Below are 20,386 nucleotides of genomic sequence, written 5' to 3'. Positions count from 1 at the left end.
AGGGAGTCATTGTGTCTAGGTACTCTTGAGTAAAAATTAGCCCAACTGACATTTTAGCGCTATAATGTTTTAATGTTACATAAATGGAGGCTTATTCATGAGTACTTTATCAAAACGATCTACCGTCTACTTCGAACCAGCAATTCATAATGCTTTGAAACTGCGGGCGGCATCATCAGATACCTCAATATCAGAACTGATTGATGAAGCAGTAAGACTCCTTATGAAAGAAGATCAAGAAGATTTGGCTGCGGTAAGACAAAGGGCCAAAGAGCCCGAAATCTCCTATGAGGACTTGCTAAACACTTTGGAAGCTGATGGAAAAATATAGCGTCACTTTCAAGAAGTCAGTAGCAAAAGATTTTAGGGCAATTCCCAAGTCGGACGTTAAAAAGATCCTCGCCAAAATTGACTTATTAGCTGAAAACCCGCGAAGGGATGGAGCAATTAAACTTAGTGGACTCGACTTGTATCGTATCCGGCAAGGTCTTTATAGAATAATTTATGAAATCCGAGAAAACGAGCTTGTTGTACAGGTGATAAAAGTCGGGCATCGCTCCGATGTTTATAAACGTACCTAACAAACTCAATTAACTCACTCACTTCGTTCGCTGGGACGCATACACGTGGGCTGCTTCGCATTATAGCCCACGCGCCTGCGCCCCTTATTTAAAAGTTAGCCGCTACTTGTAAATCCAGCCTTTCACTTCTCTTTTTTAGTGGTAATATCAAATCATACCCAATGGGAGTTATTTTATGTCTGATGCATTAAAAGTGATGCTTGCAAATATCGAGCAACTCAGTACTAAAGAGAAAGCACTTGCTGCCCACTGTCTTTTAACGGCTATGGATACCAAGATTGATAGCGATGTGGAATCCGAGTGGGTAAAACTTGCAGAATCTCGCAGCGCAGAGCTAGAGTCTGGTGCGGTAAAAAGCATTAGTTGGGAAGAGATAGAAAAGGATCTTAATTAAAAGATGCTGCCTGTTTCCTTTCACCCAGAGGTTAAAAGGGAAATAAAAGAGTCGTTTGATTGGTATCAAGAACAGTCATTGGGTTTGGGTCACGAATTTACTCAAGAACTCAAGGAAGCCATCGATTCAGTTAGCTCTTTGCCATCGGCATGGACAAAAATAGGGCAAACTCATCGACGCTTTGTCTTAAGCAGGTTCCCATACTCTATTATTTATAAAATTATCGAAAACAGGGAAATTAGTGTGGTAGCTATTATGCACAACCACCGAAAACCAGGGTATTGGCACGAACGCGGCTAGCAAGACGCTCAAGCCACTCCCTCCGGTCGCTGGACACTACCATGCGGGCTAACTCACTTCGTTCGCATTATAGCCCACACGTCCGCGCCGCTTAGCTTAATGTTAAACCCTTATTCAACATCAAGTCTCTTTAATGCTTTTTTGTAAGCCTCATTTCTCTCACGTTTTCCCACTGCAAGCACTGTAACTACAACTACGTCATCAAGTACCTGATACACCAACCTATATCCTGATTGACGTAATTTTATTTTATAAACATTATCGGCACCTAACACTCTATCTGGGGCTACGTGTGGTGTTTTTAATCTCTCTGCTAATTTCTTTTTCAGTTGCTGCTGCAAAGTACTACCTAGCTTATTCCATTCTTTTAGGGCGCTTCTCTTAAACTCTAATTTATAGGTCATCCAAATTCACCGAAACGCTTTCTTCACCTTGCCTTTCTTTAACAAGCTGCAGTAGTTCCAGATCCTCCAAACGATCCATCATTTTTTCGTAAATCTCAGCTGGGACACAATAGAATGCGGGTTCATTCCTATTCAATATAGCGACAGGGTCGCCATATGCACTGCTCGCAACTTTCATAGGGTTTGCTTTTAGTTCAGTAATACTTGCAGCCACGTCTGCCAAAATCCTCGTCGCCATATCGGTCTCCTAAAAGGTCTTTAATTAGGTCATTTTAGGCTATCATTGTCGGTTTAACAAGCGCATAAACTCGCTCACTACGTTCGCAGGGACAAAAACACGTAGGCGCCAAGTTGCACCGCGTTGCGCAACACGCTACACTCTTTTCATGATTAAGTCATTTAAACATAAGGGCCTGAAGCTGTTTTTCGAAAAAGGGAAAACTTCAGGCATACAGACTAAGCACGCGAAAAAACTTCGCATGCAGTTAGCTACTATTCACACCGCGCAAGATATTGATGACATTAATTTGCCAGGCTTCTCTCTACATCAACTTAAAGGAGAAAGGTCAAACATTTGGTCGATATCTGTCAACGGTAACTGGAGAGTAACTTTCGAGTTCACGGATGGTAATGCTTACATCTTAAATTACGAGGATTATCACTAATGAATATGCATAACCCACCACACCCCGGTGAATTTATTGAGTCCATTTACATGGAGCCACACGGCATAAGTTGCAGGACACTTGCAACCCATCTTGGTGTAGCCGCTTCTACACTAAATCGTGTCGTTAAGGGAAAAAGTGCAGTAACGCCAGAAATGGCATTAAGGTTATCAAAGGTATTAGGGCGCAGCCCTGAGAGTTGGCTTAGTATGCAAGACAACTATGAACTTTGGCAGGCAAAGCAAAACATCAACTTGGATAACGTCCAGCCAATAGATCTGCATACCGCCTAACAATCAAATTAAACCGCTCGCAGGTGCGCTAGAAAGTCAGAGGTGGCAATATATGAAAGCTAAAAATTTCGAGGAAAATTTTGAGAGTGGAGATGAAATCCTTCAGCACTTAGATTTATCCAAAGCAAAACGCCCAATGCAAAAACAAAAAAGGATTAACGTGGACATTCCGGAATGGATGGTCGATTCCTTGGATAGAGAAGCCGGTCGAGTTGGCGTTACTCGCCAATCTATAATTAAGGTTTGGTTGGCTGAGAGACTGGAGCAATCGCAGTCTTTAGAACGCACAAGCAGCTAACAAAGCGCTAAACACTTTCACTTCGTTCACTGGGACAGTAACGCAGCGGCGCTTCGCTATTATGCCGCTACGTCACTGCCCCAAAGCTTAGCGTTAGCTACCAAAATGTGAATCAAGCTTATCGAGAAGTTCTAAACCTTTCTTTTTGTCTCCAGTAGCAGCAATCGCCTTAAATCTTACCTCTGTATCAAATTCAGCTATCGCTTGTGTAGATAACTCTTCTATTAATTTGTTTAAGCTCAATTTTTTATGCGCAGCCAAAGCTTTCAATCGATTATGCTTATCATCTGGTAAACGTACAGTTAGAGTAGACATATTAAACTCCTCTCAAATAATCTTCTGGCGCTAACACTTTCAAACCTTCAAATTGTAATTCCGCATTTCGCAGATCTTTTAGGTTATTCGTAATAATGCTCTCAGCATTTCCTGCTACTGCAAGTTCAATGAGAAAATTATCGCCTTCGTCTTTTAAATTTGGTCGCCACAAATAATGTATCTGCACCCATTCGCAAACACTAAAAAATGCTGCTAATAAATTGCTCACTTCGTCCTCGGTAAGCGGGCACAACTCTTTGATTTTGTCTCGCTTACTTACTGTTTCGTATTCCAAAAATAAGGTCGTGCTAATCAGCGGATTTAACCTACCCAACAAGCATTGCCGTATCACTTCTCGAGCTGGCCCTGTTTTGCCAATCAGGGCGCTGATAAGTACACTGGTGTCAATCACTACTTTTTTCATAATTTATATGCTAGCGTATATGCTATCACTTTTCAATTTAACAATGGCAGCTAACAACCCAATAAATACACTCACTGCGTTCGCTGAGACGCATACACATGCGTTTGCTCACGGTGGCTTTCGTATCATTCATTACTATCGCTGCTAACTCTTCGGTAATAGGCATTGTGAAAAAGTGAGTCTTTAAGCACGAGAAAGTTTGACAATATAACGTAAGCTGAAGAATACTTTTCAACCACCCGCTACTTAACTAAAGCTAATATGGACGTTACCTTCATACCCACTACAAACCTGTCACATGCGGCAGCCATTACCTATGAAAACATGCGCATTTACTACGCTCAGTTCGCCCCTGATTGGACGGTAGATAAGGTACTAAGCGTTACTTCTGATTTGGAAAACTACGACATTTTACTCAATAAAGAGGTAGTAGGCGTGATGCGCCTTCATTTCAACTTGAGTACATGTGTGGTGCGCGACCTGCAGGTTATAGGTAGTGCACAAAATAAAGGAATAGGTATGGCTTCACTTCAAGAAGCGCAGAGGCTTGCTTTAAAAGCAAAGAAAAATGCCCTCTCTTTACGCGTTTTTAAAATCAGTCCCGCGGTTAACCTGTATTTAAGAAGTAACTTTGTGATTGAAAGCGAAGACGAGCGCTTTTTTAATATGGTGAAAAATGTATGAAGATTGTTATTGACGATCTTAGCGGGGGAGAAGTACTCGCCCTTTAAGAAGAGCATATATCGGATATGTACGCCACTTCTCCACCTGAAAGCGTACATGCCCTAGATGTGAACGCATTAAAAGCTTCAAATATTACGTTTTTTAGCGGTTGGAAGCAGCAGCAACTTGCAGGCTGTGTGGCAATTAAAACCCTTGATGCTAATTGCGCTGAGTTGAAATCTATGCGCACTGCCAAGCAGTTTCGGGGGACGGGTGTGGCTTCACAGTTATTACTTTTTGCCTTAGAACATGCGAAAATGAAGGGGTTCAGCTCGGTCAGTTTGGAAACGGGAACACAAGAATACTTTTTGGCAGCCAGAACCTTATATAAAAAGTTTGGTTTTGTGGACTGCGGCCCTTTTGCTAACTACGTTCTAGACCCTAACAGCCATTTCATGACCCGAGCATTTTAACTCAGTATTTTAAGAGAATTCACGATGTCGTTACCTCCTTGCCCCCACTGCCAATCAGAATATGTATACGAAGACCAGTCTCTACTCATTTGCCCCGAGTGTGGACACGAGTGGAACCCTAACGAAGTAGAAGAAGAGGTATCTGCAAAAGATTTTAACGGAACTCCTTTAGTGGCTGGCGATAAAATTACGCTAGCAAAAGATTTAAAAGTTAAAGGAAGCTCACTGGTACTAAAAATTGGTACTAAAGCCTTAATTCGCCACGTAAAAGATGCGAAAGACCACCAGCTAGATTGTAAGGTTGATGGCGCCGGTGAGATGATGCTTACAGCCCAATTCGTTAAAAAAGCATAAAGGGCGCCTGCAACAAATTTTGCGTACCACCACGCCCCTGTTTATATAGACTAACAGTTAGGCTTTGGCGTTTAACCGTATCACAGGGAGCGAACTCGCGCGTTGCAGGTGGCTAGCATTACGCGCCACACGAGTTTCGCTCGTTCATTAAATTGTACCAGCTCCACACCCCAAGACGCTTCCATGGCTTTTTGCCACACGTTACACGTTTCTATTTTATTGCTATGCAAAGGCGCAAGCGAGAGGCTTATTTGGAGCGATTCAAGCCAGTCGCGAAACACAGTATCTTGTGGCCCTGTCTCGCGCAATTGAGAAAGTTGTAGTGACGCTTGCTGTTTAATGCTTCGAAGCCGCTTATAAATTTTGCGTGGGTCTTCCTCTTGCCCAAGCAAGTGAAGCTCTCTTTCAATATCGTAGGCGTTATGCCACTTTACAGCGACCGAAGACGCTTCTGTGCACCCCCAGGTTACCGTGCATAGCAGGCACACGATGAGGCTAGATTTACATCGCTTAAAAATCGCTGAAAGAGAATTAGATGATAATTTAACGCTGGGCACCGAATAACGCACTCCTTTAATAGTGTCGAACAAAGTATAGAGGAGGATTTTTATTAAAGGTTGTCTAAGTACGCGTTATTAAACTAATTTACTAGGCGCGGCCGCGACTAGGCGCCTAACTGAACCATTTCCACCACACAAATACGATGAGAAAGCCAAACAGATAAGCTAGCCCAATATAGCTCAGCATTCTTACCACTACATTGGGCGACGCATCATGGTGTAATTGAGTGCTAGCTACTAACTTGTGGTTAAGCCAGGCAAACATGGGGGTGGTAACAAAGGCTAGTGTCATCGCAAAACCTAGCATTGCAAGTAAGGCAGACTTGAAGAAAAGAACAATAATAAAGCTGGCAACTGCCATGAACAATAGCACAGGTGTAACTAGCGTATTTCGCGCTGCTTTTTGTTTGTTAAAAAGTAAAGCTATAGCTTCAGCCACCACACGTGCATAGCCGTCGTACACGGTTAGCGCTGAGCCAAATATACATAAAAATGCCACCAGCGCGATAAGCCAATGGGCCCACTGCCCAATAGTTGATGAATACATACTGATAAGTTGGTGAGAAAAGCCAATGCCGCTTGTACTTAATTCCGTACCACTGCCATATAAAATAAGTGCCCCCAACCCCAGAAATAAGAGAGCAAGAAGCACAGTGACTGCATACCCCAAATTAAAGTCGAACAAGGCTGTTTTAGGTGTTACAGCTTGGGTAGAACATTGACGCTTTAACCATAAAGAAGTGATAGACGATATCTCTATCGGCGCAGGCATCCAACCCATGGTTACCACTAGAAAGCCTAAGGTAGCAAGAGTCCATGGCGAAGGCTGCTCTACCGGCGCCCCCACAGCTGGCGTGTAGTTGTTTAGTGCCACTATAAATACAGCCACTGTTGCCACAACTAATATGCCCATAATGCCTTTTGCGATATTGTCTAGCCCTTCAAAATGGCCTGCCAGTAATATGAGTAAGATGAGTGCAAGCACCACGCTTGCAGATAAGGTCACGGCAATATCAAAAGGAACAGAGTACGACAACAAACTTGCCGCAAACAGTAACAAGGCAGCGGCGTTCACTACCGATGCGATAATATTTAAGCATAGCGCAATGGCTAGGTAACGCTTACCCATGCCTAGATAGCCCTGCTGTAGGGTTTGTTTAGTGCTAATGGTATAGCTGACCCCCGCCCTAAAAAAGGGATATTTAAGTAGGTTAACTACTAAAATAAGTAGTGCCAATTGCCATCCAAACTTCGCGCCCGCTTGGGTAGATGCCACTAAATGGCTCCCTCCCACTGCTGCTGTCGCCATAAGTACGCCTGGGCCAAGAAGTTTTAATAGCGCAGTAAAGCGGGCAAATAATGACGTTTCAGCTGAATACAACAAGGCAACCTCTAGGTGGGCGTGACAAAATAGCCGTCAACCATATCAGGTAAATATAAATCAGGAAAGATAGTCTAGGGTAAGAAGCAAAGTTCGCGATACAGGCTGCAATTGCTTAAAGAACACAGCCTATATCACGCTTATTTGTTGAAGGTATAAGTGAGTGACACTAGCGTCTGTCGTAGTTCACTTTCTTTTGAGGGTGTTGATAGTAACCTTCTTTTAGCAATCGCTTAAAACGGGTAAGTTTGCCGTCTAGCGTTAACTCTTCTAGCCCTTTGTTGAATAAAGAGAGAATAAGCTGACTATCGCCTTCACCTTTAGGTACTAACAAATGGGTAGTCACCGTTGAAATAAAAGGTTTGATAGACATTACGTCGCGACGATCACCCGTATTGAAGTCTCGCTGCAACAAATACCAACCGGTTAACTCATCGATGGGAAACACGTCGATGCTGCCTTCTATCAACGCTTCTAAGTTGCTTTTATCGGTAGGCGCTTCAACAACGTTTTTATTGTCTTGGATATAGGCAGCCAGTTCATCATTGTAAAGGTAACCTTCTGTTACCCCCATTTTAAGGTCTTTTAAGTCACCTAACTCCGACCACGTCTCTGGGCCTTTTTCAGCATTCACATAAAACACCAAGCTTTCTGCGGTAATCGGGTTACTGTGGTAAAATTCAGCTTCCCTTGCGCGCACAAAGTTGCCGTAAGAAATGGCGTCGTACTCGCCGTTTAGCGTCGCTTCTAATGCCTCTTCCCACGGTAGAGATACAAATTCAACAACCACGCCGGTTTCCAAAAAAGCATCAGCAATGATGTGGTTAATATAACCATCGTGCTGCATATCGGTTGACGTATAAGGCGCGTACTCTGTGGTCGCTATTCGCAGTTTCATCCACGCGTGGGCAAAACTTTGCATAGGTGTTAGCGCTAATATAAATGTCGCTATAAGTAATAATCGCATGTCAAAGTCCTGTTATTCGTTTAGAAGTAAATACCAAGGTTAATATTAAGACGGTGAGTCGTTTCCTGTCGACCGCCTAAATCTAGGCCGACGCCAGGGCCGCCCGAAAACCACATATTTTTACCTTGGATACTATCTACATATACAAACAATTTATCCCAACCAAAGCTACACCCGTTTATCCATTGAGACGAATTTTTACCTTCGCTACCTTGGCCTTTTGCCACACTATACTCTGAATAACAGGTGAGCGACTCGATGTGGGTAAATTTATACGGTACCGAGTAAACTAGGTTTGCCGAGTACGTTTTACCGTCAGCTGCCGCTAAGAATGGGAAAGTAAAAGACGACAATGCGATGCGATCATCTGCTTGCCCCTCTGGCGCAGCCAAATCGTACTCATAATCGATATACTGCAATTCCACTTTTACATCACCTTGCGTATGACGCATGTGAACGGCATAGGCGCTCATATCTCCATCATCCAAGGTATCTAAATTTAAAATGTTGCCATATTGATAAGACACGCCAATATCTGTGGTAGCGCCACGGATAAAGTTCGCTGAGTAATTTGCGCGTAAGTTATATTGGCCATCTTCTTTATTACGGTATTCGCCGTCGTCGGCCACGTCAAAGGAATAACGCCCAAACTCTGCCGCGTCGTTGTACTCATCATTCATGAAGTAGGCGGCTTGGAAATCCCAGTTCTCCCAATCGTGATTTATTTTAACCCCGGCATCATAGTCATCTTCGAAGCCAAGGTAGTAATTCACCGAGAACCAAAAGTTATTACTGCCGAAGGGCTGTAGACCAAACGGTGTTTGCGTAATTCCCGCGGTGATTTGTGTTTGCTCATCAAAGTGATAGGTAAGGTCGGCAAAACGAACGGTATCGAAATCGGTGTTTTCGTACCAGCGATACTCTGCTTTGTAGCTGAATTGGTCTGATTCGCCTGATACGCCAAGCTTGAACGACTCAAACTCGAACCCATCCCTAAACTCAGGTTGTTGCCAGTCTTGGTGACCGTAATTTACCCGAACGTGCCCACTCAAATTGAACGGCAGCTCGTCGGCTTTAGCGAGGCCTGCGGTGCATGTAGCCAATGAAACTAAAGAAAATGCGGATAGTAGCTTGTTCATTACTGTTCCTGTATTTAACTTTTGGCGGGAACCCTAAACGAAGCCATGCCTCTAAGTAAATAGTGGGGCGTGAACGTTTAAAGCGGCTGTGCGCCAAAATAAATCCTTCAGTACTAACTATACTGTGCAAACCTTACAAAAAGATCATTTGCAGAAAATGTTCATAAATGGTTGCTCAATATATTGCGCTCACGGAAATCACCCAGCGTTATGCAATAACGGTTAATCTCCATTTCAGCTCGGCCACCTTTTAGGTAGTATTCACATTTAATTTATTCAAAATTGTGGGCTAACACCTATTTTATGACTCAACACCTTTCTGCTATTACCTTTTTCGTTGACGACTACGACAGCGCCATTGCGTATTTCACTTCGGTTCTAAATTTCACATTAACTGAAGATAAAGTTACCGGTGATGACGCGCGATTTGTGCTGGTAACGCCACCGAATAGCCCGGCTAGTTTGTTATTAACACAGGCGAAAAACCAGGTTGAAAGCGTGCTTATTGGCAATCAAGCGGCCGATAAAGTGTTTTTAATTCTAAATACAAACGATTTTTGGCGAGACTTTAACGACATGCGAAACAAAGGCGTGTTGTTTTTAGAGACCCCTCGCGAAGAAGTATATGGTACGGTCGCTATCTTTAAAGATAAGTTTGGCAATAAGTGGGACTTGATCCAAACAGCGTAACATCGCTTTATACAGGTTCGACCTTCAATTTATTTTCTGCCGCTATTGCCGCTTAGTGTCTTTCTGTCTATCAGAGCAGCGGTTGTAAACTTAACAAGTAAAGGAGATGCAATACGTGCAAGCCATGAAACGTTCCATTATTGCTGATGTGGTGGCAATAGCGGCTATCGCATTGCTGATCACCATTACATTTTACTGGATTGAGGCGAGGCGGGAAGTCATTATTCTATGCGATAATTTCACGCCTGGGGTTTTGAAAAAGAGTGTAGAACGTCAGTTAGATACTGCTGAATTGCTGTTATGGGATACCACGTTTGTTGCAAATGGCAGCAAGATTGAGGCATATAGTCCACTCCACTTAGGCATAATGCAGTGCAATATTGAATTTAATAAACAAGATATTGTGGTCTTTTCTTATGTGGAGTAGTCGGTCTTCAGGCAGTTAGTGCACGTTTTTAACCATTTCTATGACCCAGTGTGGTGCAATGTTTACATCGGCGCAACACCCTATTCACTCCCACGTTAAGAGTCGTAAAGACAGACTTACCCCTAGTTGTTTATCGCACTGAGTTAACTTTTCATCTCGCTGTTACCTTTGAGGTTGTAAACGTATAATTACGCCGTGTCTTCTTAACGCAAGTTTCTTCTTATGCAAAAAACAAAACACAGTGTCATCGAGGATGTTTTCGCCCTGATAAGCGCCGGCTTGTTTGTTGCTTTTGGCGTATACCTATTCCAATCTCAAGATCTAATGGTAGGTGGCGCAGCAGGATTAGCCCTGTTAGGTACTTATGCCTTCGATATGGATTTTGGCTTGCTGTTCTTTCTTATCAACTTGCCGTTTTATACATTGGCATGGACGCAAATTAGCAAACGATTCACCATAAACACTTTTATTTCTGTCACCACGGTATCGGTGTTAACCGAACAAATACCCGCGTTTGTAGATATTAGTCACGTTAACCCCATATTCGCTGCGGTATTTGGCGGCATATTAATTGGTGTAGGTATGCTGATGATGTTCCGTCATAGCTCGAGCCTTGGCGGCGTTGGCATTATGGCGTTTTTCCTACAACAGCGATTCAATATTAGAGCGGGTACGTTCCAACTGGCGGTAGACAGCACCATATTGCTTTGTGCGCTTTTCTTTATCGCTTGGCATTTAGTCCTTATCTCTATCTTAGCCGCGTTTTGTCTTAATATGGTTATTTCTCTTAACCATAGACCAGAGCGTTATTTCCCAGTACAGGGAGAGAACAATACAAAAAAGGTGGAAGGTGAGCGCACCGAGCCTAAATTAGGAAGTGGGCTAGACAATAATTTAAACAGCGAGTTACGCGCGCAAAACGGGTAAGCGAAAGCCCGTTAGCCAACCCGCCGCAAGGTTGCGTTACTTAACGCTAAACTAACGCAAATAAAAAGCCCGGTGAGTGACACACCCACCGGGCTTTTTTGTATCTTTTATTTGTATTCCTATACGCCTACAGCAACCCTATTGCTTCTTTTGAACAGGTCTTGACGGTCGACTTACTACTCCACGATTCACTCTTGGACGAGAAAACGAAGTACGCATACAAACCTCACTTTTGAGTTGTTGCTTAGTACAGTTGGAAGTGAAGCATTCACTGCAATCCTGAATCTAAGCAGCGCTAGTATAGACTCAAGACAGGGGTAAAAGTCTCATTCTTTTAATGAATAGTGCTTAATTAAAACTTATATAGTTTAGAGGGAAAGTGGCACTACGTTGAAACTTATAGATATTTTACTATACGGGGAACGCGCTGCGACACCCGTGTCATTAACTCATAGTCGATGGTATCTGCACACGCAGCGACTTCCTGGATAGGCACGTTTTGCCCCCACAGCTCGACTTCATCACCCACACTCACATTATCGATGTGGGTAACATCAATGGTGATCATATCCATTGATACCCGGCCCGCCAGAAAAGCCCGTTTTCCACGCACCATCACTGGGGTTTTGTTTTTACAATGCCTTGGATAACCGTCTGCGTAGCCAATTCCCACAGTTGCAATTTTACTCGGTTTAGATGCCACCCACCTTTGACCGTAGCCAACCCCTTCGCCCGCAGCAATGGTACGCACCGCAAGTATACTGGAGCGAAGCGTCATAGCGGGGTAAATCTCAACACCAACATTGTTAGCTGTAGATACCGCACCGCCGTATACACCTACCCCTAACCGGTTCCACGCGTTGCGGCTTGCTGGCCAATTTACGATAGCGGGGGAATTCGCAACGCTAGTAGGTAACCCAATAGCGTCGGCTACTCGTTTAAATGCTGATAATTGCGAGGCGGTAAAGCCGTTATCCACATCATCGGCACACGCGAAATGGGTGGCGATGACCGTTTGTTCGCTAAGGAGGTGACGATATTTTTTCGTCATATCTTCAATGTCGGAAATCGCAAAGCCTAAGCGGTGCATGCCGCTATCCACTTTAAGCCAAATGTGAGGACGTTGGTTTTCTGGGCAGTTATTCAACCACTGAAGTTGTTCTTCGCAGTGCATCACCAAAATACAATTATGCTGAAACGCCATCTGACACTCTTTCGCCTGATGCGCCCCTTCTAATACGACCACGGGCGCACTTATACCTGCATCGCGAAGTGCTATTGCTTCTTCAATAATGGCTACAGCGAATTGCGACGATACATGCTGTAAAATACGCGCTACATTTACGGCTCCATGCCCGTAGGCATCAGCTTTCACTACCGCCATCGACTGGCTTGATGGCGCTATCGCGGCAAGCGCTTTAAAGTTGTGTAAAAGGGCGTCAGCGTGAATGATAGCTTGCGTTTGTCGGCTCACAGAAAAACACGTTCCTTAAATGTTTATTGTCATCGAAAGAGTAAACGGAAAGTGTACCATGAGAAACTTTAAAGGCGTGCTAGATTAATGCTGAAAAAGGCGCAATCTAACGTAAGGTTTCTTGTAAGGTAAAATACCGTTATGCTTTGGCTTCGCACAATTTTATTACTACGTTGCTTCAAGGTTTTTAATGTCTACCCACAAGCCATCTACGACTTCACCTTCTCTTTCAAACAGCACTTCAGAGCCTGCTGAGCATACTCATTCCACCGTTAATGAACTAGCGCAGTCTCTTAATAAGATTATCTCGGAAGGCAGGAATCCAGACTCGCTGAATATAGATACGCTGAGTACGGTGGGTATTTTACGCTGTATAAACAATGAAGACGCTAAAGTCGCGCAGGCGGTTGCGCAAGAAATTCCACACATCGCAAAAGCGGTAGATGCAGCCACAATGAGTATTAGAAGTGGTGGAAGGCTTATATATATAGGCGCAGGCACGAGCGGGCGGTTAGGCATATTAGATGCGGTAGAGTGTAGACCTACGTTCAGCGTCCCCGATAGTTTAGTCGTTGGCGTAATCGCAGGCGGTGAAAGCGCAATACAACACGCGGTTGAAGGCGCTGAAGATAACGTTGAAGCGGGAAAGACTGACCTACAAACGCTCGCGCTTAGTCAAAAAGATACCGTCATCGGCATTTCAGCCAGTGGACGTACTCCGTATGTAAGTGGCGCTTTAGAATATGCACGATCACTGGGCTGCTTTACTGGTGCCATTGCGTGTAGCCCCAATGCAGCCATCTTTGAGAATGCGGATACGTCAATATGTCCAATCGTTGGCCCAGAAGTATTAACCGGAAGCACCCGTATGAAATCGGGAACCGCCCAAAAGCTTATTTTAAATATGATAAGTACGAGCACCATGGTCAAACTTGGTAAGACCTATCAGAATTTAATGGTAGATGTAAATGCCACAAACGAAAAGCTTAAAGCACGTGCTCTACGTATTGTTATGCAGGCTACCGAGTGCAGTGAAGATGCCGCTTTGGCAGCTCTTAGTGGGTGCGATAATAAAGCTAAAGTTGCCATTTTAATGGTATTGACGGGGCAAAATGCCGAGCAGGCCGCCGCGCAGCTAAACGCCAACGATGGCTATTTGCGTAACGCGGTAAATGAAAGCGAATAGTTAAAGTAGATTATTGCTATGAAAGTTTTCGGGTTAATCAATACGAGCATAAAGGTTAGACGTTACACGATAAGCGCATTTGTTATTGCGCTGTCCCTGCTGACCACTTTCGCTTTCCTTACCGGATGCGCGCCAGAAAACTTATCTACACATGTATATACAAGCAATAATAACAGTAGAGACGTCAAGCAAGAAGGGTTGCCTAATGAATATTTAAACGCCGACCAACTTGCAGTAGGGGCTGAACGCTACTCAAAGTACCTACCTTTGTTAGTTGGTAAGCGGGTTAGCTTGGTAGTGAATCAAAGTGCCTTGGTTAAGGAACATAGTTATCTACCACCCTCGCCCACGTATTCTTCCGCAAGCGAATTTGAAAATGGTGAAGCAAATAACAGCTCAACTGCGCATTCAAATTCGATTAATGCAAACCATCACTACCAGCATTTACTGGACGCCTTATTACGCCGCAGTATTAACGTGGTAAGCATTATGTCACCCGAGCACGGGTTTAGAGGAAATAAAGGCGCAGGTGAAAAGGTACATAGCGATATTGATGCTAAAACGGGTTTACCTATTCACTCTCTTTACGGCAAAACCAAAAAGCCAACGCCTGCTATGCTGGAAAATATCGATGTCATTGTCTTCGATATTCAGGATGTAGGCGTACGCTTCTATACGTATTTAAGTACTTTGCACTACGTAATGGAAGCCGCCTTCGCGCGCAATATCGACGTTATCGTGCTAGATAGACCAAACCCCAACGGTCGCTATGTCGACGGCCCGGTGTTGACGTCAGAATATTCTTCTTTCATTGGTATGCACCCTATTCCCGTTCTTCACGGCATGACTTTGGGTGAACTTGCGCAAATGATTGTGGGGGAACGTTGGTTGGGTATTGATGCGAGCAGCTACAACAATGCAAAACTTACCGTTGTACCGATGGAAGACTATAAACGCTCTGCACATTATTCACTGCCGGTAGCCCCTAGCCCTAACTTGCCAAACGATTTGTCTATTAAACTATACCCGACACTGTGCTTTTTCGAAGGTACCGATGTCAGCATTGGTCGCGGCACTGATTTTCCTTTTCAGCTTATCGGTCACCCCCGTGTTAAGTTAGGTGAAACTAAAGTACCGGTAAAAGCAAATAGTGCAGCGCCCCACCCTAAGCATGAAAATTCTATGTTAAGTGCGCACGTATTTGTTAACGCTGATTATACCAAAGCTAATTTTACGAAGTCACAAAGCTTTAGCCCTGGGCTATCAATTCGAGAATATTCACCTATTACTGGTTTAGACATCACAACCTTGGTAAACGCCTATTCTCGCTTTTCTGAATATAACACCACTGTAAGCAACAGTGACGGCTCAAATGAAACCTTCTTTACTCGCCCAGAATTCTTCGACAAATTGGCCGGTACCGATGCGCTAAGAATTCAAATTCAAGCAGGCATGCCCCCCGAGAAAATTCGCCAAAGTTGGCAGAAAGAGTTAGTCGAGTTCAGAGAAAAAAGAGCTGCGTATCTTCTTTATCAAGACATTGAATGACGTTCAAATTAGCTACGCTAACGCAAAGAGTTAAAGAAATCTCGCGATGGCTAACATTCGTGAGAATAGAGGGAGAAATTCAAAAAAAGCCAACATGTAAGTAAATACTCACACAACCCCTAAAGCAATAAAAATAGTCTTTAAATAAGTTAGTGAAAGCTAACCATCGTCATTTTTTGTTTCAACCAGAATAGTAAGCTCAGCTTCAGCTGTGGCTTTTTGATGCTTAAGCTCATCCCTTCTTTCACTGTCACTTTCTGCAATCTTTGCATCAATATCGGCAATTTTCTTCATCAGCGTTTCTTTACTCTTTTCTTTTTGCTCTGCCTCTTCAGCTTTGTCAAAAATAACGTCTTCAGGAGACGTTTCCTCTTGTTTAGTTTGGCTAGGAGATTTAGCTATCATCTTCAAATCATCAGGCTGAGGGCGCTGATTCATAAAGCTGGGCGACACAATTTCAATGTCAGAATTATGCAGTGCATCGAGTACGGCTTTATGCAGCCTTGAACGAGCGCTTAGCAAGCTTTTCACTTCGGTAAGTAAACCAGAAATACGATAACTTACCGAAAAATCGCCCAACCCCACCACCTGCACAAATGGCTCTGACAATTTGGCATTTTCTGCCGCAATAAGCAGGTGCTTTTCGATAATACTGTGATGTATGTCGTAGCCTAAACTAATATCTACGCTAACGATTGCGCCAGAGGCGCGAGTAACCGAGACCGGCGAATTCACCATCAGCGTATTGGAAAAGGCAATAAGCTCTCTGCTTTCGGTTTGAATTTCAACATCCAGCAGACCCATTTCGGTAACGCGTCCGCTATAGCCTTCTACCTTGATAAAGTCTCCCACTTTAAATGGGCGGTTAACACGAAGTACTATTCCGGCCATCAAATTTCCCACCATGGTGGTGGAAGAAAACGCAATTACCCCTGAAATTAGTACGCCAATAAGCGCGATCACTTGATTTCGTGTGCTTTCACTTACAGGAAGGGTCATCGCAATTATAACAGCTCCAACGATAGTAAGTACCAACATTCCTACTTGGCGGGGCAGTTTTTGTTCACTGGTAAGGTGGCCCTGTTTTGCCAGCAAAAGATAATGCAGTGCAATGAGCGCACTTATCACCAAAGCGATAGCAATGAGCAAAGGAGCAAATGGAAGTAGCGCACTTAACACAGTATCAATTAGCGATACCTGTGTAGTGTCTGATAATTTTTCTGTATCCATATTTTTTCCTTTAAGGTTACCTTTCCAGGTAGCCTTTGATTTACCTTTTAAATTCGCGCCTTCACAGGCTCTACTTTTGTAGTGAAAGTGAGTCTAACGAAACGGGTGAACGGCCTTTAGCAGCCGTGTTACCTAATAAAACATCAGCTAGTGCGTTCAGACTATAGCTGGTAACCTTTTGATCGTCTTTGTTTTCTTCTTTGCTACCTTGGGCGCTTACACTAATGGCATAACTGAATGTGGCAATAGCAATATCTGTCATGCTTTTAACATCTTGTGCACTATACGGCATACGTAGCGGTGCAAAAACTACGGTTTTATTTTGTGTTTTCGCAGCAGACATTATCTTTTTACTAAATGCCATCACCTCAGTTTCACGCGCACGTCGCTTCACATGCTCAGGTAGATCAAACCCACCTAACTCATAGGTCGCGTGAAGCGGGCTAATATTACCTACTATTAAAGCTTCAGCCTGCTGTAATAGGTCCATAGCTAATTGGGTGTTAGGTAGCGCGGTTAGGGGTAAACAAGCAAACTCTAGAGGCTTATTGGTGCTTTTAGAACTAGCATGTGCAAGTGCGGCTTCAAATGCTAAACACCTCGCCGCATCCGGCATTAGCGCCAACCAGCGCGTTGATGTTATCGGTAGTTTTTCTTTTCCGAAAAGCACAGACACCGAACCTTCAGAAAGCGCTTTCTCTATTCTAATTCCTTTGTTTTTTAAACTGTTAGGGTTATTAGTCAATGCATTGTCGTTTGCTTCATCAAGCCACCAGACCTTCGGCTTGGAAATAAAACCATCTAGCGTAAACCGTTGTTTTGCTTCGATAATACGATTATATGAAGATATCAAGAAAGCGCTTTCTGATGATGTATCTAATGCGCTATCTGCGAGTTTTACTGCTACATTGTCGAGAAGCTTTGCAAACGCATTTATATCCGTTTTATTTCTTATAGTGAAAGGCATAAGCGCAATATCCGCGCCCGCACTAAATGCGCGAACTAAAGCCTCTTCGTGCGAGAAGAACTGTGTAATACCCGCCATATCTAGAGCGTCAGTAACAATTAGACCTTTATACCCCAGTTGCTTGCGAAGCAAGTTGGTTAATATCTTCTTCGACAAAGTCGCTGGAACTATTTGTCGCTTTCCGTTCTTGTCTGTAATTCTGGTATCGTCTAACGATGGATACTGAATGTGTGCACTCATTACCATGGCCGGCGGTGTGGCACTTCTAATAATATTAGAAAACGGCAGAATATCACCCGTCATTGCTTGTGCTCGGGTATGACTTACCAGTGGAAGACCGCTGTGACTATCCACATGCGTGTCGCCATGACCTGGAAAATGCTTAATTGCACTTATCACGCCCGTCCCCTGCATTGCTTCAACAAACGTTTGGCCCAGCGCAGCAACCTGCTCTGGATGTTCTGAAAAACTGCGCACGTTTATAACCGGGTTTTTCGGCTCGCTGTTTATATCAACTGATGGGGCAAAGTTGGTGTTAATACCAAGGGGTAAGAGCGTTTTACCGATGTGGCGAGCCACGCGTTGCGCAAAAGTACTGCCATGTTGATGAAACGTCGCACCAATTGCCATATTACCGGCAAATGGCGCTAACATGTCTGAGGGCAGGCGCGCTACCCTACCGCCCTCTTGATCGATAGCGATAAATAATGGTTGCTTGCCCACTTTCAACATATGCTGCTGCATAGTGTAATTTAGCGTTATCAACTGCTCGGTATTTTCAATGTTTTCTGAAAACAGAATCACGCCACCAATGTTGTGACTACTTAATAGTGCCAGCAAACTTGCAGGGATTTTCGTCATTGGTGTGCGGCATTGCGATGATGGTGTGTCGTCTTCGCAGAAATAGCGAAAATCTAAAATGATCTTTTGGCCCAGCATGGCCTTGATGGTGCTAAGACTATCTGCGTTTTGCTGTATACCGCCTTGTGCGCCCCCTTTTTGAATAGAGGCACTCTTACCTGTGGTTAAGTTGACCGGGGCGTTAGCACTTAAGGACTGAGCAGAAGTTATACCCGCTAAAAAAGTAATCGCTAAAAAGCCTAGGGCTATACGTATTTCCCCCATAACAGAGACGTGTTTTTTACAAATAACTTGCTGGAATAACAATGTTTATCTAATCCTTGGAAACACAAAGCACAATACGGTACGCTAGCATAAATGAGAGAAGCTTGTTCGCCAACATAGAACTTGCAAACCACACCCTCTCTTACGCAACGTAGACATACCCGTTTAGGCACACATAAATTTAAGTTTGGAAAGAAGTATGGATTGGATGTCAGTCATCCCCCCTCTTGTGGCTATTGCCGTCGTTTTTTGGAAAAAAGAAGTCATCTTAGCATTGGCGCTGGCCGTACTGTCTGCTGAAGCCTTAATTCTGGTAAATGCTGATATCGCAACCAGCTACATGGCCCCTATTAATGCCATAGAGCGTGTGGTTGATACCGCGGCGAGTCCAGGCAACACTCGCGTACTTATTTTTTCGGTTTTAGTGGGCGCGTTACTGGCGTTTATTCGCGACTCAGGAGGGGTAACAGCTACGGTTAACTACCTCGTAAATAAAGGGGTGGCGAAAAGCCGCAAACAAGTGGGCGGTTTAACCATGTTTACTGGTATTGCCGTCTTTATAGAGTCGAACCTCAGCGTGCTTACCGCAGGTATTTTTGCTAGAGGCTTGTTTGATCGGTTTGGTATGAGTCGCGCACGCCTAGCTTATATTATTGACTCTACAAGTGCTCCCGTCTGTATTTTAATTCTGCTAAATGGCTGGGGCGCTTTCATATTAAGCCTGCTTGACGCTTACGAATTACCTGGCTCTTCGGCATCTATCTTATGGGGCAGCGTATTTTTTAACTTTTACGCTATTTTCACCTTGCTCATTGTGGCTTACACCATATCAGCCGACAAAGTGCACGGCCCTATGATTGAAGAAGAAAAAGCACTCTCTCAGGTTGAAGTAAACCAAACAACGGAGCCGGCGACTAAAGCCCGCTTTATGTTAGTGCCTTTAGTAATAATGGTGCTAAGTATGATTGGGTTTATGTTTTGGACAGGGAACGGCGTGTTATCTGAAGGCAGCGGCAGTAAATCAGTACTCTATGCTACAGCGCTTGCAACCGCTATTGCCTACGGACTACTTTTATTGCACAAGCGTTTCACCCATAAAGAAGCGGTAGAAATCGGTTTTAAGGGGATGGGTGAACTACTTCCCCTTGTCACCATAGTGTTATTGTCGTTAACGTTAGGCAACAGCCTTAAGGTACTAGGTACGGGTGTGTTTGTTGCGGGTATTGTGGGTGAGTATCTTCCGTTAATGCTAATTGTTCCCATGCTATTTATTGCGGGCGCAATTATGTCGTTTACCACAGGAACCTCATGGGGCACGTTTGCTATTCTTATTCCTATTGGCGTACCACTTATTCAAAGTTTAGGCTTACCGCCTTCTTTGGTAATTGGCGCTATTTTGGGGGGTGGGATCTTTGGCGATCACTGTTCACCTATTTCAGATACCACTGCCGTCTCGTCACTCGCCGCAGGTACAGATGTGCTCACCCACGTTAAGACCCAGTTTCCCTATGCACTGTTTGCAGGTGCCCTTACGCTTATTGCCTATTTTATAGCAAGTTTAGTCATGCTGGGTTAGTGGGCTTATACCCAGAATGTGAAAA

General features: G+C 43.9%; 27 protein-coding genes. 16 read left to right on the top strand and 11 right to left on the bottom strand.

The genetic code is table 11. The features are described from left to right. Positions 1-97 precede the first annotated feature (97 nt). From ACTRWF_RS17745 to ACTRWF_RS17730, 4 genes are all read left to right on the top strand, one after another. A complete protein-coding gene (locus ACTRWF_RS17745; protein ID WP_012517122.1) occupies positions 98-331 on the top strand; it encodes a ribbon-helix-helix domain-containing protein in 234 nt (77 codons plus the stop codon). Continuing rightward, the gene (locus ACTRWF_RS17740; RefSeq protein WP_012517121.1) at positions 318-581 is read left to right on the top strand and encodes a type II toxin-antitoxin system RelE family toxin; all 264 of its coding nucleotides are present in this window, start codon (positions 318-320) and stop codon (positions 579-581) included. Before ACTRWF_RS17745 ends, ACTRWF_RS17740 begins: the two co-directional genes overlap by 14 nt. Before the next feature lie 175 nt (positions 582-756). Next, positions 757-975, top strand: a complete 219-nt coding sequence (locus ACTRWF_RS17735; protein WP_012517120.1) for an addiction module protein — start codon at positions 757-759, stop codon at positions 973-975. Between the two features lie 3 nt (positions 976-978). Further along, complete coding sequence (locus ACTRWF_RS17730) at positions 979-1,275, top strand: type II toxin-antitoxin system RelE/ParE family toxin (protein ID WP_012517119.1); 297 nt, start codon at positions 979-981, stop codon at positions 1,273-1,275. Positions 1,276-1,385: 110 nt separating this feature from the next. Here the strand turns inward: ACTRWF_RS17730 and ACTRWF_RS17725 are convergent, their stop codons facing one another. After that, a complete protein-coding gene (locus ACTRWF_RS17725; protein WP_020742810.1) occupies positions 1,386-1,679 on the bottom strand; it encodes a type II toxin-antitoxin system RelE family toxin in 294 nt (97 codons plus the stop codon). Beyond that, positions 1,669-1,917, bottom strand: coding sequence for a type II toxin-antitoxin system Phd/YefM family antitoxin (locus ACTRWF_RS17720; protein WP_012517117.1), 249 nt, complete (start codon positions 1,915-1,917; stop codon positions 1,669-1,671). The genes ACTRWF_RS17725 and ACTRWF_RS17720 overlap by 11 nt, the downstream gene beginning before the upstream one ends. Positions 1,918-2,065: 148 nt before the next feature. On the opposite strand from ACTRWF_RS17720, the gene ACTRWF_RS17715 reads away from it, so the two are divergent. From ACTRWF_RS17715 to brnA, 3 genes are read left to right on the top strand one after another with little or no spacing between them, the layout of a single operon-like run. After that, a complete protein-coding gene (locus ACTRWF_RS17715) occupies positions 2,066-2,344 on the top strand; it encodes a type II toxin-antitoxin system RelE/ParE family toxin (RefSeq protein WP_462835961.1) in 279 nt (92 codons plus the stop codon). Then, entirely contained in the window at positions 2,344-2,637 is a 294-nt protein-coding gene (locus ACTRWF_RS17710) for a HigA family addiction module antitoxin (RefSeq protein WP_012517115.1), read from the top strand. Before ACTRWF_RS17715 ends, ACTRWF_RS17710 begins: the two co-directional genes overlap by 1 nt. A 52-nt stretch (positions 2,638-2,689) precedes the next feature. After that, on the top strand, positions 2,690-2,935 hold the full coding sequence (brnA, locus tag ACTRWF_RS17705) for a type II toxin-antitoxin system BrnA family antitoxin (RefSeq protein WP_012517113.1): 246 nt from the start codon (positions 2,690-2,692) through the stop codon (positions 2,933-2,935). A gap of 93 nt (positions 2,936-3,028) precedes the next feature. On the opposite strand, the gene ACTRWF_RS17700 is transcribed toward brnA, so the two are convergent. Together ACTRWF_RS17700 and ACTRWF_RS17695 are read right to left on the bottom strand one after the other, a co-directional pair. Beyond that, complete coding sequence (locus ACTRWF_RS17700) at positions 3,029-3,250, bottom strand: toxin-antitoxin system HicB family antitoxin (protein ID WP_012517112.1); 222 nt, start codon at positions 3,248-3,250, stop codon at positions 3,029-3,031. A 1-nt stretch (position 3,251) separates the two neighbouring features. Then, a complete protein-coding gene (locus tag ACTRWF_RS17695) occupies positions 3,252-3,674 on the bottom strand; it encodes a putative toxin-antitoxin system toxin component, PIN family (RefSeq protein WP_287150494.1) in 423 nt (140 codons plus the stop codon). Between the two features lie 261 nt (positions 3,675-3,935). Here ACTRWF_RS17695 and ACTRWF_RS17690 point away from each other — a divergent pair, with 261 nt between their 5' ends. Genes ACTRWF_RS17690 through ACTRWF_RS17680 form a run of 3 tightly spaced genes read left to right on the top strand, consistent with a single transcriptional unit; the run spans position 3,936 to position 5,164 of the window. Beyond that, complete coding sequence (locus tag ACTRWF_RS17690; protein WP_287150496.1) at positions 3,936-4,358, top strand: GNAT family N-acetyltransferase; 423 nt, start codon at positions 3,936-3,938, stop codon at positions 4,356-4,358. Positions 4,359-4,414: 56 nt separating this feature from the next. Beyond that, positions 4,415-4,810, top strand: a complete 396-nt coding sequence (locus tag ACTRWF_RS17685; protein ID WP_287150529.1) for a GNAT family N-acetyltransferase — start codon at positions 4,415-4,417, stop codon at positions 4,808-4,810. 24 nt (positions 4,811-4,834) lie between these two features. Next, positions 4,835-5,164, top strand: a complete 330-nt coding sequence (locus ACTRWF_RS17680; RefSeq protein ID WP_012517108.1) for a zinc ribbon domain-containing protein YjdM — start codon at positions 4,835-4,837, stop codon at positions 5,162-5,164. Positions 5,165-5,244: 80 nt separating this feature from the next. Here ACTRWF_RS17680 and ACTRWF_RS17675 read toward each other — a convergent pair whose 3' ends face one another. The 4 genes from ACTRWF_RS17675 to ACTRWF_RS17660 form a co-directional block, all read right to left on the bottom strand. Further along, positions 5,245-5,721, bottom strand: coding sequence for a hypothetical protein (locus ACTRWF_RS17675; RefSeq protein ID WP_020745294.1), 477 nt, complete (start codon positions 5,719-5,721; stop codon positions 5,245-5,247). A gap of 115 nt (positions 5,722-5,836) precedes the next feature. After that, the gene (locus ACTRWF_RS17670; RefSeq protein WP_462835960.1) at positions 5,837-7,108 is read right to left on the bottom strand and encodes an NRAMP family divalent metal transporter; all 1,272 of its coding nucleotides are present in this window, start codon (positions 7,106-7,108) and stop codon (positions 5,837-5,839) included. Positions 7,109-7,274: 166 nt separating this feature from the next. Further along, positions 7,275-8,072, bottom strand: coding sequence for a substrate-binding periplasmic protein (locus ACTRWF_RS17665; protein ID WP_012517105.1), 798 nt, complete (start codon positions 8,070-8,072; stop codon positions 7,275-7,277). 20 nt (positions 8,073-8,092) lie between these two features. Continuing rightward, the gene (locus ACTRWF_RS17660; protein ID WP_012517104.1) at positions 8,093-9,211 is read right to left on the bottom strand and encodes a TonB-dependent receptor; all 1,119 of its coding nucleotides are present in this window, start codon (positions 9,209-9,211) and stop codon (positions 8,093-8,095) included. Between the two features lie 303 nt (positions 9,212-9,514). Here ACTRWF_RS17660 and ACTRWF_RS17655 point away from each other — a divergent pair, with 303 nt between their 5' ends. The 3 genes from ACTRWF_RS17655 (at position 9,515) to ACTRWF_RS17645 (ending at position 11,255) form a co-directional block, all read left to right on the top strand. After that, a complete protein-coding gene (locus ACTRWF_RS17655; protein ID WP_462835959.1) occupies positions 9,515-9,901 on the top strand; it encodes a VOC family protein in 387 nt (128 codons plus the stop codon). Positions 9,902-10,016: 115 nt separating this feature from the next. Then, a complete protein-coding gene (locus ACTRWF_RS17650; protein ID WP_012517102.1) occupies positions 10,017-10,328 on the top strand; it encodes a hypothetical protein in 312 nt (103 codons plus the stop codon). A 222-nt stretch (positions 10,329-10,550) separates the two neighbouring features. Then, complete coding sequence (locus ACTRWF_RS17645) at positions 10,551-11,255, top strand: YitT family protein (protein WP_015066135.1); 705 nt, start codon at positions 10,551-10,553, stop codon at positions 11,253-11,255. A gap of 397 nt (positions 11,256-11,652) precedes the next feature. Here the strand turns inward: ACTRWF_RS17645 and alr are convergent, their stop codons facing one another. Further along, on the bottom strand, positions 11,653-12,729 hold the full coding sequence (alr, locus tag ACTRWF_RS17640; protein WP_015066134.1) for an alanine racemase: 1,077 nt from the start codon (positions 12,727-12,729) through the stop codon (positions 11,653-11,655). A 190-nt stretch (positions 12,730-12,919) separates the two neighbouring features. Here alr and murQ point away from each other — a divergent pair, with 190 nt between their 5' ends. Both murQ and ACTRWF_RS17630 read left to right on the top strand, forming a co-directional pair. After that, a complete protein-coding gene (gene murQ, locus ACTRWF_RS17635) occupies positions 12,920-13,915 on the top strand; it encodes an N-acetylmuramic acid 6-phosphate etherase (protein ID WP_462835958.1) in 996 nt (331 codons plus the stop codon). Between the two features lie 18 nt (positions 13,916-13,933). Next, the gene (locus tag ACTRWF_RS17630; RefSeq protein ID WP_462835957.1) at positions 13,934-15,463 is read left to right on the top strand and encodes an exo-beta-N-acetylmuramidase NamZ domain-containing protein; all 1,530 of its coding nucleotides are present in this window, start codon (positions 13,934-13,936) and stop codon (positions 15,461-15,463) included. A 159-nt stretch (positions 15,464-15,622) separates the two neighbouring features. On the opposite strand, the gene ACTRWF_RS17625 is transcribed toward ACTRWF_RS17630, so the two are convergent. Together ACTRWF_RS17625 and ACTRWF_RS17620 are read right to left on the bottom strand one after the other, a co-directional pair. After that, positions 15,623-16,693: a mechanosensitive ion channel domain-containing protein gene (locus ACTRWF_RS17625; RefSeq protein ID WP_462835956.1), complete on the bottom strand. Its 1,071-nt coding sequence runs from the start codon at positions 16,691-16,693 to the stop codon at positions 15,623-15,625. Between the two features lie 70 nt (positions 16,694-16,763). Further along, entirely contained in the window at positions 16,764-18,827 is a 2,064-nt protein-coding gene (locus tag ACTRWF_RS17620; protein ID WP_462835955.1) for a glycoside hydrolase family 3 N-terminal domain-containing protein, read from the bottom strand. Positions 18,828-18,984: 157 nt separating this feature from the next. Between ACTRWF_RS17620 and ACTRWF_RS17615 the strand changes: the two genes are divergently transcribed. After that, positions 18,985-20,361, top strand: coding sequence for a Na+/H+ antiporter NhaC family protein (locus tag ACTRWF_RS17615; RefSeq protein WP_278383829.1), 1,377 nt, complete (start codon positions 18,985-18,987; stop codon positions 20,359-20,361). Positions 20,362-20,386 lie beyond the last annotated feature (25 nt).

Source organism: Alteromonas sp. G5_S2_22_S1 (assembly GCF_054968525.1).
This window is presented reverse-complemented; position numbering and strand designations above follow the sequence as displayed.

Bases quoted from the DNA above. Each gene is read 5' to 3' on its own strand.
- ACTRWF_RS17735 (WP_012517120.1), top strand. From the start codon at position 757: ATGTCTGATGCATTAAAAGTGATGCTTGCAAATATCGAGCAACTCAGT.
- brnA (WP_012517113.1), top strand. From the start codon at position 2,690: ATGAAAGCTAAAAATTTCGAGGAAAATTTTGAGAGTGGAGATGAAATC.
- ACTRWF_RS17725 (WP_020742810.1), bottom strand. From the start codon at position 1,679: ATGACCTATAAATTAGAGTTTAAGAGAAGCGCCCTAAAAGAATGGAAT.
- murQ (WP_462835958.1), top strand. From the start codon at position 12,920: ATGTCTACCCACAAGCCATCTACGACTTCACCTTCTCTTTCAAACAGC.
- ACTRWF_RS17695 (WP_287150494.1), bottom strand. From the start codon at position 3,674: ATGAAAAAAGTAGTGATTGACACCAGTGTACTTATCAGCGCCCTGATT.
- ACTRWF_RS17665 (WP_012517105.1), bottom strand. From the start codon at position 8,072: ATGCGATTATTACTTATAGCGACATTTATATTAGCGCTAACACCTATG.
- ACTRWF_RS17690 (WP_287150496.1), top strand. From the start codon at position 3,936: ATGGACGTTACCTTCATACCCACTACAAACCTGTCACATGCGGCAGCC.
- ACTRWF_RS17700 (WP_012517112.1), bottom strand. From the start codon at position 3,250: ATGTCTACTCTAACTGTACGTTTACCAGATGATAAGCATAATCGATTG.
- ACTRWF_RS17710 (WP_012517115.1), top strand. From the start codon at position 2,344: ATGAATATGCATAACCCACCACACCCCGGTGAATTTATTGAGTCCATT.
- ACTRWF_RS17655 (WP_462835959.1), top strand. From the start codon at position 9,515: ATGACTCAACACCTTTCTGCTATTACCTTTTTCGTTGACGACTACGAC.
- ACTRWF_RS17660 (WP_012517104.1), bottom strand. From the start codon at position 9,211: ATGAACAAGCTACTATCCGCATTTTCTTTAGTTTCATTGGCTACATGC.
- ACTRWF_RS17730 (WP_012517119.1), top strand. From the start codon at position 979: ATGCTGCCTGTTTCCTTTCACCCAGAGGTTAAAAGGGAAATAAAAGAG.
- ACTRWF_RS17615 (WP_278383829.1), top strand. From the start codon at position 18,985: ATGGATTGGATGTCAGTCATCCCCCCTCTTGTGGCTATTGCCGTCGTT.
- ACTRWF_RS17715 (WP_462835961.1), top strand. From the start codon at position 2,066: ATGATTAAGTCATTTAAACATAAGGGCCTGAAGCTGTTTTTCGAAAAA.
- ACTRWF_RS17720 (WP_012517117.1), bottom strand. From the start codon at position 1,917: ATGGCGACGAGGATTTTGGCAGACGTGGCTGCAAGTATTACTGAACTA.
- ACTRWF_RS17630 (WP_462835957.1), top strand. From the start codon at position 13,934: ATGAAAGTTTTCGGGTTAATCAATACGAGCATAAAGGTTAGACGTTAC.
- ACTRWF_RS17745 (WP_012517122.1), top strand. From the start codon at position 98: ATGAGTACTTTATCAAAACGATCTACCGTCTACTTCGAACCAGCAATT.
- ACTRWF_RS17740 (WP_012517121.1), top strand. From the start codon at position 318: ATGGAAAAATATAGCGTCACTTTCAAGAAGTCAGTAGCAAAAGATTTT.
- ACTRWF_RS17625 (WP_462835956.1), bottom strand. From the start codon at position 16,693: ATGGATACAGAAAAATTATCAGACACTACACAGGTATCGCTAATTGAT.
- ACTRWF_RS17680 (WP_012517108.1), top strand. From the start codon at position 4,835: ATGTCGTTACCTCCTTGCCCCCACTGCCAATCAGAATATGTATACGAA.
- ACTRWF_RS17645 (WP_015066135.1), top strand. From the start codon at position 10,551: ATGCAAAAAACAAAACACAGTGTCATCGAGGATGTTTTCGCCCTGATA.